This window comes from Xanthomarina sp., assembly GCF_035306705.1.
Taxonomy (GTDB): domain Bacteria; phylum Bacteroidota; class Bacteroidia; order Flavobacteriales; family Flavobacteriaceae; genus Xanthomarina.
In genome coordinates this window covers 1-9,875 of record NZ_DATGNO010000174.1, presented here as the reverse complement: position 1 = coordinate 9,875, position 9,875 = coordinate 1, and the positions used below count along the sequence as shown (strand labels likewise).

Annotated in this window: 9 protein-coding genes; 2 read left to right on the top strand and 7 right to left on the bottom strand. The window is 32.0% G+C overall.

Going from position 1 to position 9,875, the window contains the following annotated elements; genetic code table 11:
* Nucleotides 1-114: 114 nt before the first annotated feature.
* The 3 genes from VKY47_RS14005 to VKY47_RS13995 all read right to left on the bottom strand — a co-directional run bounded on the left by VKY47_RS14005 (nucleotide 115) and on the right by VKY47_RS13995 (nucleotide 2,757).
* On the bottom strand, nucleotides 115-1,059 hold the full coding sequence (locus tag VKY47_RS14005) for a glycosyltransferase family 2 protein (protein ID WP_324313465.1): 945 nt from the start codon (nucleotides 1,057-1,059) through the stop codon (nucleotides 115-117).
* A 15-nt stretch (nucleotides 1,060-1,074) separates the two neighbouring features.
* Nucleotides 1,075-2,010 (bottom strand): glycosyltransferase family 2 protein, encoded by a 936-nt coding sequence (locus tag VKY47_RS14000; protein ID WP_324313464.1) that lies wholly within the window; start codon nucleotides 2,008-2,010, stop codon nucleotides 1,075-1,077.
* A 363-nt stretch (nucleotides 2,011-2,373) separates the two neighbouring features.
* A complete protein-coding gene (locus tag VKY47_RS13995) occupies nucleotides 2,374-2,757 on the bottom strand; it encodes an HU family DNA-binding protein (RefSeq protein WP_324313463.1) in 384 nt (127 codons plus the stop codon).
* 487 nt (nucleotides 2,758-3,244) lie between these two features.
* On the opposite strand from VKY47_RS13995, the gene VKY47_RS13990 reads away from it, so the two are divergent.
* A complete protein-coding gene (locus VKY47_RS13990) occupies nucleotides 3,245-4,696 on the top strand; it encodes an MBOAT family O-acyltransferase (RefSeq protein WP_324313462.1) in 1,452 nt (483 codons plus the stop codon).
* A gap of 7 nt (nucleotides 4,697-4,703) precedes the next feature.
* On the top strand, nucleotides 4,704-5,636 hold the full coding sequence (locus tag VKY47_RS13985) for a hypothetical protein (RefSeq protein WP_324313461.1): 933 nt from the start codon (nucleotides 4,704-4,706) through the stop codon (nucleotides 5,634-5,636).
* A gap of 464 nt (nucleotides 5,637-6,100) precedes the next feature.
* On the opposite strand, the gene VKY47_RS13980 is transcribed toward VKY47_RS13985, so the two are convergent.
* From VKY47_RS13980 to VKY47_RS13965, 4 genes are all read right to left on the bottom strand, one after another.
* Complete coding sequence (locus tag VKY47_RS13980; protein WP_324313460.1) at nucleotides 6,101-7,048, bottom strand: glycosyltransferase family 2 protein; 948 nt, start codon at nucleotides 7,046-7,048, stop codon at nucleotides 6,101-6,103.
* Nucleotides 7,049-7,052: 4 nt separating this feature from the next.
* Complete coding sequence (locus VKY47_RS13975) at nucleotides 7,053-7,976, bottom strand: glycosyltransferase family 2 protein (RefSeq protein WP_324313459.1); 924 nt, start codon at nucleotides 7,974-7,976, stop codon at nucleotides 7,053-7,055.
* Nucleotides 7,977-7,985: 9 nt separating this feature from the next.
* Nucleotides 7,986-8,669, bottom strand: a complete 684-nt coding sequence (locus VKY47_RS13970; protein WP_324313458.1) for a sulfotransferase family 2 domain-containing protein — start codon at nucleotides 8,667-8,669, stop codon at nucleotides 7,986-7,988.
* Nucleotides 8,670-8,674: 5 nt separating this feature from the next.
* Nucleotides 8,675-9,875 (bottom strand): ABC transporter ATP-binding protein (locus tag VKY47_RS13965; protein WP_324313457.1); only part of this gene is annotated, 1,201 nt, incomplete at its 5' end.

Below are 9,875 nucleotides of genomic sequence, written 5' to 3'. Positions count from 1 at the left end.
GGTCCTTGATATAGACTTGTAATTTTTTCTTGATATTAAATGCCATGTATTACTGTTTTAGATTGCCTAGTACTTTTATTTGAAATTGTCGTTTCTTGTATTTCTATTATTTAATTACGAGGTTTTTGAACCGACTCTAACAAATTGGGTTGCTCCTCGATTTATCAAAACTTGAGATAAAATACAACCCATCAAATAGGTTTTTTGAAACTTGTTTAGATACGGAAACGAAAATAATCTATTAATTACTTCGCGATAGTATCCATTATGTAGCATCACTTTTAAACTATTTAAACATCTGTATTTATATCTATCAATACCTTTTGAGTGGTTTTGTGCCTCAAAATAGTTTAAAACCATTAGATATACTTTATATATAGAAGCCATTTTCAAAATATCTCTATCGGAACGATAAGACATGGAACCAGGGTGAGCACGAACTGTAAAAAGTATTTTATTGATATGGACGATTTTCAACTGATCGTTTGAGGTAAAAAATCGAAAGAAAAAATCGAGATCTTGATTCTTTCTTAATGTTTCATCATATTGAATATGTTCTAATTTATCTCTACGTATCATAAATGATAAAGGTCCAAATGACACGTGTCCGTCTACCAAATCATCTAAAATAATCCCACTAAAACTTTGATTGGCAATTCGGGTTCTTTTACCTTTTTCATTGACATTTTCAAATGCTGAAAAAACAACATCCGTATCTGGGTTAGAAATAAACGGTTGCATTTTGGCTTCAATAAAATCGGGTGCCATAATATCATCACTATCAAACCAATTTACATACATGCCTTGGCTTAATTGAAAGCCATAATTCCTAGCACCGTTTCCTCCAGCTCCATAGTTATTTGGACGTTGAAAGTATTTAATTCTAGCATCCATATCTAAATATGTTTGTAACACTTCATCGGTATCATCAGTACTACCATCATCTACTATAATGCATTCCCAGTTTTGATAGGTTTGTTTGATAACACTGTCTAAAGTTTCAGAAATGAAGTCTGACCGGTTAAATGTTGGAATTATAATAGAAACTAATGGACTCATATTGATAATTTACTTTTAACTAAAAAACTGTTTTTTAATTACTTTCCCGCCCCTATTAAATGTGAAAAAGAATAAAGCTAATAAGCTCAATTTAAATTTTCTAAACAGTTTCATGTTTTTACTTTGATTGCTATATAAGTTTAAATACTTCCAATATAATTCGTTATGTCTAAATATTAATGATTTCCATAAGGCCTTTTCAAAATGCTCTTTTACAATTTCTTGAGTTTTCAAATCGAGATTTACAGAATAGTTAACAGCACTTAATTTCGCAAAAAGCATAGAATCTATATAACGTTCTCCTCCTTTCTCAAATTTACCTGTTATTGAATCCTGATGTGACCTAATTTTACACAAAGGTTCTTCGATGATTGAAAAATCAATAATTTTAGTACCAAATAATCTTGTGAAAAACTCAAATTCTTGGCTACGGACTAATGTTTCATCAAAGGCATATTCTTTTAATATCTCTTTTTTAAAAAAACACATAGGTGTATTTATTGTACCATACGCAATCTGAAATTTCAATAAATCATCAAATTTCAATGAAAGTATTTTAGCCTGTCTTCCAAAAATTTTAAAATTACTAACCACCAAATCCTTATTTTTATCTTTAATCTCAAAAACAGATCTTTCTATTTTCTCAGGCATCATCAAATCATCACTATCAAACCACTGAATATACTCCCCCTTACTCACCTCAAACCCATAATTACGAGCGCCATTACCACCTGGTAAATGCGTATCTGGACGTTTGTGATATTGAAAGCGAGAATCTTTAACAATATAATCCTGAAGTAAAGTTTCCGTATCATCCGTACTCCCATCATCCACCACAAGACACTCCCAATTCTGGTAAGTTTGTGCCAATACCGAATCTAGCGTTTCACCAATAAGATGCGCGCGATTAAAAGTAGGAATAATAATAGAAACTAAAGGCTGATCTTGCATAAGGCACGTTTACCCGACTAATATACAAAGTCACAGGAAATAGACCTTAAAAAACAGAGAAAAAAGCTGTTATTTATATAAATAGACCTAGCCTTAAAAGAGAGCCTTAAACCCCAAAAAAAATGGAACCGGTGCGAGTTAGAAATGGAACCGATGGCAATGTTGTTTGGATGCGGTGGGAGTAGTTCATGGAACTGGTGAGATAAAATGCATGTAAAAAAAAAAGGTCTTAACATGTTTTTTTATCAACAATTTATCCCCAACATAACTCTTGTTATGTATTTATTTTATATTTTTACATATAAGAAAGCCCCAAGTAAGCGACAACTTACTCGAGGCCTTCAGAAGCTAGAATGCATCTACTTACCCTTGTACTTTCGAATACTTTAAGGACTTCAGCATAGCATTCAAATCAGCACCGGGCGAAAATAATATTTTCGCCTTTTTTATGGCGCTTACTGTAAGATCTTCCGCCAAGTCTTGCCCTTGACTGCTTACAGAAACTCTAAAAATGCCCAAATCTCCCATTCGGACAATTTTACCCTCACTTAGGTTATAGGTTACTAATTCTAATAAAGAAATAATAACCGCATAACAGTCTGCCTTACTTACCGTACTCTGCTTAGAAGCAAAGTAAGCTAGCTCATTTAAGTCTACACTTCCTGAATACACAGGTTGTGCATAAAACTTCTCTGGAGCTTGCAGGTCCTGAGGGTTCCTTTTTGCTATGGTTTTTATTTGAACCATATTAAAAGAATTTAAATGACACCCTTACTATCAGGTGGCGCAGGCACTATTACCTTTGCTTTATAAAAATAAAAAATAATCAAAAAAGTATAAATAAAACTTATAAACATTTTGTTTGCAATAGTCTTATACTTGAACAAGAAACACATCCTCCCAAAACACTAGTAAATTCAATAGTTAAGAGGTTTTTAATTAGGAATAAATTTAAATATATTTATAGTGGATGTTTATAACGTTCTACCAATCATTTTTTCGAAAACAGCAAAAAATACGACACTATACTCCTTAAAAGCAGATTAATAGCTATTTTAACCTATAAAAACTAAAGATTAAACAATCAGTTAAAAAAAGGGGTGCTTGTCTTTTACACTCTAATTGTCATTCCTGCAAAAACAGGATTCCAATATAATAAGATAAAGCAAACAAGATTTTTATATATTAGCAACCATATCTCTTTACAAATTGAAACAACTTAAGAAAACAATGAATGCTTTTTAACTCTATAGACTTTGCAATCTTCTTACCTATAGTATTCATACTATATTGGTTTGTAGCAAATAAAAATTTAAAGCTTCAGAACTTTCTAATTGTTATTGCTAGCTATGTCTTTTATGGTTGGTGGGACTGGCGCTTTTTATCCTTGATTATATTTAGCACCATAGTCGATTATTCCATCGGAATAGCATTAACCAAACACAAAAATAAAAGCAAACGAAAAACACTGCTTTGGCTCAGCATAGTGGTAAACCTTGGCTTTCTAGGTTTCTTTAAATACTATAACTTTTTTTTAGACAACTTTAAAACTGCTTTCTCATTTTTTGGAACTGAAATAAATGCTAATTCCCTTAATATCATACTCCCAGTAGGTATAAGTTTTTACACCTTCCAAACCTTGAGCTATACAATAGATGTTTATAAGAGGAGGCTTGAACCAACTACCGACTTTATCGCATTTTCTGCTTTTGTAAGTTTCTTTCCTCAATTGGTTGCTGGTCCTATTGAACGTGCTACAAATTTATTACCACAATTCTATTCTAAACGACATTTTGATTATTCCAAAGCAGTCGATGGAATGCGACAGATCCTTTGGGGCTTATTCAAAAAAATAGTCATTGCAGATAATTGCGCACACTATGCGAATTTAATTTTTAATAATTCAGCAGAGCATTCGGGCAGTACCTTAGTATTAGGAGCAATCTTCTTCACATTTCAAATTTATGGGGATTTTTCTGGATACTCCGATATAGCCATTGGAACTTCTCGCCTATTCGGCTTTGATTTAAAACAAAACTTTGCTTTTCCTTATTTTTCAAGAGACATTTCCGAGTTCTGGAGACGCTGGCACATATCTCTTTCTACCTGGTTTAGAGACTACCTATATATTCCCCTAGGTGGAAGCAGGGGCGGAACTTGGTTAAAAGTGAGAAATGTATTTATTATTTTTCTAGTAAGCGGATTTTGGCATGGTGCCAATTGGACATTTATAATCTGGGGAGCCTTAAATGCCCTTTATTTTCTACCCATTTTATTAACTAAAAATAATAGAAAAAACTTAGATACTGTTGCCGAAGGAAAGTACCTTCCTAGCACTAAAGAGTTTTTATTAATGCTACTAACTTTTGGGCTAACCGTTATTGCTTGGATATTCTTTAGAGCAGAAAATCTAACACATGCCATAAGTTATATTTCAGAAATTTTTTCTTCGTCACTTTTTACCTATCCAAGATATATTAGTCAAACGAAGGTTAAAACTATAATTACATTAATTTTTATCTTAGTATTAATAGAATGGCGTGGTAGAGAAGGACAATTTGCTATTGAAGATATAGCTGAGAAATGGAAAAAACCATTGAGATGGATATTCTACGCATCCATACTATTTTTAATTGGAATGTTTATGCAAACCGAAGAAACTCCTTTTATTTATTTCCAATTTTAAAATTTCTATGAAAAAGTTTATTTATACTATTTTCTTATTTACACTGTTTGCATCCATATTCTACGTATTGGCTCTTTTTGTTTTTGGTAGCAGCTACAGATTGAGCAAATTAGAACCGAATATAAATTATAAACTAGGGGCTTATGGCCATATGAATACTAGGTTAAAGGAAATTAAAAACGTTCAGGATATTGACATTCTTTTTTTAGGCTCGTCACATTGTTATAGAGGTTTTGACACAAGAATCTTTAAAAACAATGGATTAAAAACATTCAACTTAGGCTCAAGTGCACAAACTCCTATTCAAACAGAAGCACTGCTTAAAAGATACTTAGAGAAAGTTAGTCCTAAAACAGTCATTTATGAAGTGTTTCCATCCACACTAATTTCCGATGGCGTAGAGTCTTCTTTAGATCTTGTTTCTAATGATAAAAATGATATATATTCAATTCAAATGGCAACTAGAACAAACCATATACTCACATATAATACTCTTATTTATGCAACTATTAGGGAATTGCTGAAATTAAACAACTCATTTAAAGAACCATTAAAAAAGGGGAAAGACATCTATATTCCAGGAGGTTATATAGAAAAGGAAGTTAGCTACTACAAACCAAATAAGATTAACAATAAAGCACTTAATTTAAACGAAAAACAACTAGATGCATTCAAACGTAATATTGAATTAATAAAGAAAAAAGAAATTAATTTAATTTTAGTATTTGCTCCAATTACAAAGAATCAATATTCAAGTTATACAAATCCTAAGTATTATGATAGTCTTATGAATACTTACGGTAAATATTATAACTTCAATGAAATGATGAACCTTAATGATACCCAACATTTTTATGACAACCACCATTTAAACCAAAAAGGAGTTAACCTATTTAATGAAAAGGTATTATCTACAATAAATTTAAAAAGTTTAGATTAGTAATTAATATGACTTCTGTTTTAAAAACCTCACTTTTTTATAGTAACTTATGTAACATCATTCTACATACTTCTCATCTAAACACCAAGAATCCTCAAATAATTATCAACTAGTTTCTCTACTGTAAAATACTTATATCTATTTGATGAATAATCACATATATGTTGCAGATTAAATTCTTTATCATAAACTTTAATCAAACTTTCTGCTAACGCTTTATAATCTCCAATTTGAAAAAGCGGTATTGGAAAGGCTTCACCAACCACCTCTCTGACACCATACATTTTAGCACCAAAAAATACGAGAAATTATCCTATGAAATTTAAAGATGAAATAATGGAAAATAATTGTGGTGAAAAGGATTTAAAATCGCCGAGAAATAATTGAAAGTTTATAAGTTTTGGAGGGTTGGTTTTTGACTTATATCAAGTATCAAATAAAGAGTATTGAAATATTACACCTAATTACCTTAATTGCTTCCATATAAACCTAAGTTGTCGTTTACCAAAATCACCTCTAATGTATTTATCAGTTAATAGAATCTTTAAATAAAAGAACGGCTTTTCAATTTTCGGCTTAGATGAAATAAAATATTTGAAAAATATTTTATCAAAATGCTTAATTACATTATCATCTAACTTATTGTCCATAGACCATTCTCGCATAACTCTATACATTTTACTTCTACTTTTGTTTAAATTCTTAGCATGGATAAAACGATTGGTTGCATGAATACCCCGTATTGCAAGCGGCTCTTGAAACTCTCCTGTATAATACCTTAATAAATACGACGATTTCCAAAAAAATGCAGTGTCTTGATGTAGACGTAGTGAAGAGTCAAAAAATAGTTTATTCTTTAGTATTGCTTTACGCTTTACAGTAAAACCATCTAAATGAAAATATCCTTTATAACCATCAAACTTATTATAACCAATTAAGAACTCGAAGAGGTGATCTGGGTCAACTTCTTTGTTTACAGTAGTGAGCATTGTTTCGTTATGCCCCTTAGCTTGCCATGCTTTTGCTCCAGTTTCATCAATATACTCCACTCCTATGGCCCCATAGACACCATCAGCATCGGTATGGTTTTTAAATATTTCTTTCTCTTTCTTAAAACGAATTTCTGTAAAGTAATCATCGGCGTCTAAAAAAGAAATATATTCTTGGGTTGCATTTAGTATTCCAAGGTTTCTTGTAGCTCCTGCTCCTAGATTTTGGCCATCTGGATGCTGAAAAAGCTTTACAACTTCGAATTGTTCACTCAACCGCTTACACACTTGTAATGAATTGTCTTTTGATCCATCCTCAATCAATAGAACTTCCTTAACCTCTTTATGTATTAGAGCACTTTTAACGGCTCTTTCCAAAAAAGCGGCTGCGTTGTATACTGGGATAATAACAGATACGTTCACAACTCTATATATAAGGCTTTAAGCTATTAGTATTAATAAGTCTACTTTGCTTAATATTTTCTTTTAACTTAAGCATTATCTTACGTTTGACATGACAATCCTTCGCTTCGTTAAACCTCAACTTCATCAAGTTTCTAATTTTTTTATTTAACAAATACCGAGCACGAGCATCATATTTTTCATCAAATTCATCAAAGTTTACATCTGCCCAGTCTATTTTCAAGTATCTTTCAAACTCTTTATAATAGTTCGCTGAATGTTTTTTATTCTTTTTATTTACTCTATTCTCACGATCATGGTAAATAAATATATTAGGCGCTACACCTAACTTAAAACCATGATACGCTATACGCTGGCAGTAGTTTCTATCCTCACCATAGTGAAAGAAAATCGGGTCAAATCCACCTACCTTTTCAATACATTCACGTGAAATTAACCAACCAGCTGCATTCACAAATTCAATATCATAAAGATTTAAAAAGCCACTTGTAAATACGTCAGTAAAAAGCTTATTTGTTACTTTATATCTATTTAGATACATTAAAAATTTATCATCTATTGCACTACCTTCGCCATTTAGATGAATAGGACTTAAAATACCGTACTTTGGATTTCTTTTATGCACCTCAATTAATGAATCGATGCATCCAGCATGCAAATAAGCATCTTGATTTAATAAAAACACATACTCTGCTCCTTGTTCTAGTGCGTAACTGATGCCCAGATTATTGGCTTGTCCAAAACCTAAATTAGAAACTTGCTTAAATAATGTAACATGTGGATAATGGGTTTCTATAAAGGAAACAGTTTTATCGGTAGAAGCATTGTCTACAACAATTACTGGATACTCCTCACAGCTATCTAGACACTGCTTTAACCAACGCATGCCATTATATGTAACAATAACTATAAAAGAAGTGTTTTTCATACTACTTGCTTAAAATAGTTTTTTAAACTTATCAAATCCACTTCTAAAATCCTCAAATCTATAATTTAAAGCTACAATATCTTCTAAATAGACATTGTCTATAATTTTTTTATTAGAATCTGTATAAAACTTAGAGTAGTGAGAAAGTTTATTTTTTGTATTATTTTTGGAATGCACATTAAATGAGTGTGCAATATTTAAAATATCATTTATTTTATTAATATCTTCTTGTAAATTTTCAAACCTACCTATAAAATCCAATGGATAATCTTTATCACCAAAATATTCTATTTGTGGTCTTAAATGATCACCTCTGTACTCTTTTACACTTTTATCATTGAGTAATTTTTCAAAAGCTCCTTTTTTTTGTATAAAATTTTTAAAACTATCTTTTACCTTAGAATCCAACATAATCCACTTGTAATCTGAATAAGCCCTACCCCACGGATTCCGTACAAAAGCAAACTTAAAATACTCATCCCATACATCTTTCTGAATTAAATTAGTTTCAATTAATTCCTTCGGTGTTGCATGCTGTAGATGAATTCGTCTTTCAGGACACCAACCATATAACAATTCATAATTCGGTTGACGCCAATCCAACTTTGGGGTATCAAAATAAAAATCCCTTATACTAGAGCCTGCGCATTTAGGAATATGAATAAATATAAATTTATGCTTATGTGATATCATATTTTTTAGTGGATTTCCCAAGACTGTTCAGACAAAAACACTCCTAAATTCTGTCTAGATGGCAACTTACCTGTTTTAAATACATCTCCACTTTCAACAGTAATTTCACTAAAAAAGTCTTCTTGATATACGGTGGTTCGTGCATTTAAGTCTAGAATTTGTAATCCTATATCATAAATTCCAGGTGCTACTTTTAATTTATCAATCGTGCAAATAAAATTTTGAATTTCTGATTCAATCATTTTATTAGCTTCTAAATGATATGTATTTAAAGTAGTAATCAAGTTTTCATCTTTATCAAATAATTGGTATCGTATATTTATCTTAATAGATTCAGGCTTCTTAATTTTTAGCTTTAAATCGAAAACACACTTTTCTCCTAATAATAAATTAGACTGGTTTCCCATAAAATCTAGAACTTTAAAATCTAAGATTTCCCCGTTAACCATCTTAACTGGAAGATTTGTTATTAACCTATCTTCTTTATTTTTTAAATAAAAACTCACAGCTTCATCCGTACCCCCTTCAAAAACCGTTTTCCCATGTTCGAAAACGATAGCGCGGGTACACAAACTTTTCACCGCTGCCATATTATGACTCACAAACAGCACCGTTCTCCCATCGCCTTTACTAATATCCTGCATCTTCCCTATAGCTTTTTTCTGAAACTCGGCATCTCCAACGGCCAACACCTCGTCAATCACCAAAATATCCGGTTCTAAAAAGGCAGCTACGGCAAAGGCCAAACGCACCCGCATTCCAGAACTATAGCGTTTTACTGGGGTATCTACATAACGCTCACAACCAGAAAACTCGATAATCTCTGCTTCCTTACTTTTTATTTCGGCTTTGGTCATACCCAAAATAGCCCCATTCAAATAAATATTTTCTCGTCCGGTGAGCTCTGGATGAAACCCAGTCCCTACTTCCAATAAAGACGCAATACGTCCTTTGGTTTTTATCTCTCCCGTAGTGGGAATCGTCACACGAGATAAGATCTTCAGTAAAGTCGATTTCCCTGCGCCATTTTTACCAATAATTCCTAACACCTCGCCCTGTTTCACCTCAAAATTGATATCACGCAAAGCCCAGACATACTCACTATCGGCCTTCGTACTTCTATCATTTACAGAGCCTACCTTCAAATACGGATCTTCCTTCCCACGAATACTCGCCCACCAGCGATTCAAATCGTGACTTAGAGTA

What these genes read in the sequence shown, in the direction of transcription:
- VKY47_RS14005 (WP_324313465.1), bottom strand. Translation starts at nt 1,059, where the DNA reads ATGAGTCCATTAGTTTCTATTATAATTCCAACATTTAACCGGTCAGAC.
- VKY47_RS14000 (WP_324313464.1), bottom strand. Translation starts at nt 2,010, where the DNA reads ATGCAAGATCAGCCTTTAGTTTCTATTATTATTCCTACTTTTAATCGC.
- VKY47_RS13995 (WP_324313463.1), bottom strand. Translation starts at nt 2,757, where the DNA reads ATGGTTCAAATAAAAACCATAGCAAAAAGGAACCCTCAGGACCTGCAA.
- VKY47_RS13990 (WP_324313462.1), top strand. Translation starts at nt 3,245, where the DNA reads ATGCTTTTTAACTCTATAGACTTTGCAATCTTCTTACCTATAGTATTC.
- VKY47_RS13985 (WP_324313461.1), top strand. Translation starts at nt 4,704, where the DNA reads ATGAAAAAGTTTATTTATACTATTTTCTTATTTACACTGTTTGCATCC.
- VKY47_RS13975 (WP_324313459.1), bottom strand. Translation starts at nt 7,976, where the DNA reads ATGAAAAACACTTCTTTTATAGTTATTGTTACATATAATGGCATGCGT.
- VKY47_RS13970 (WP_324313458.1), bottom strand. Translation starts at nt 8,669, where the DNA reads ATGATATCACATAAGCATAAATTTATATTTATTCATATTCCTAAATGC.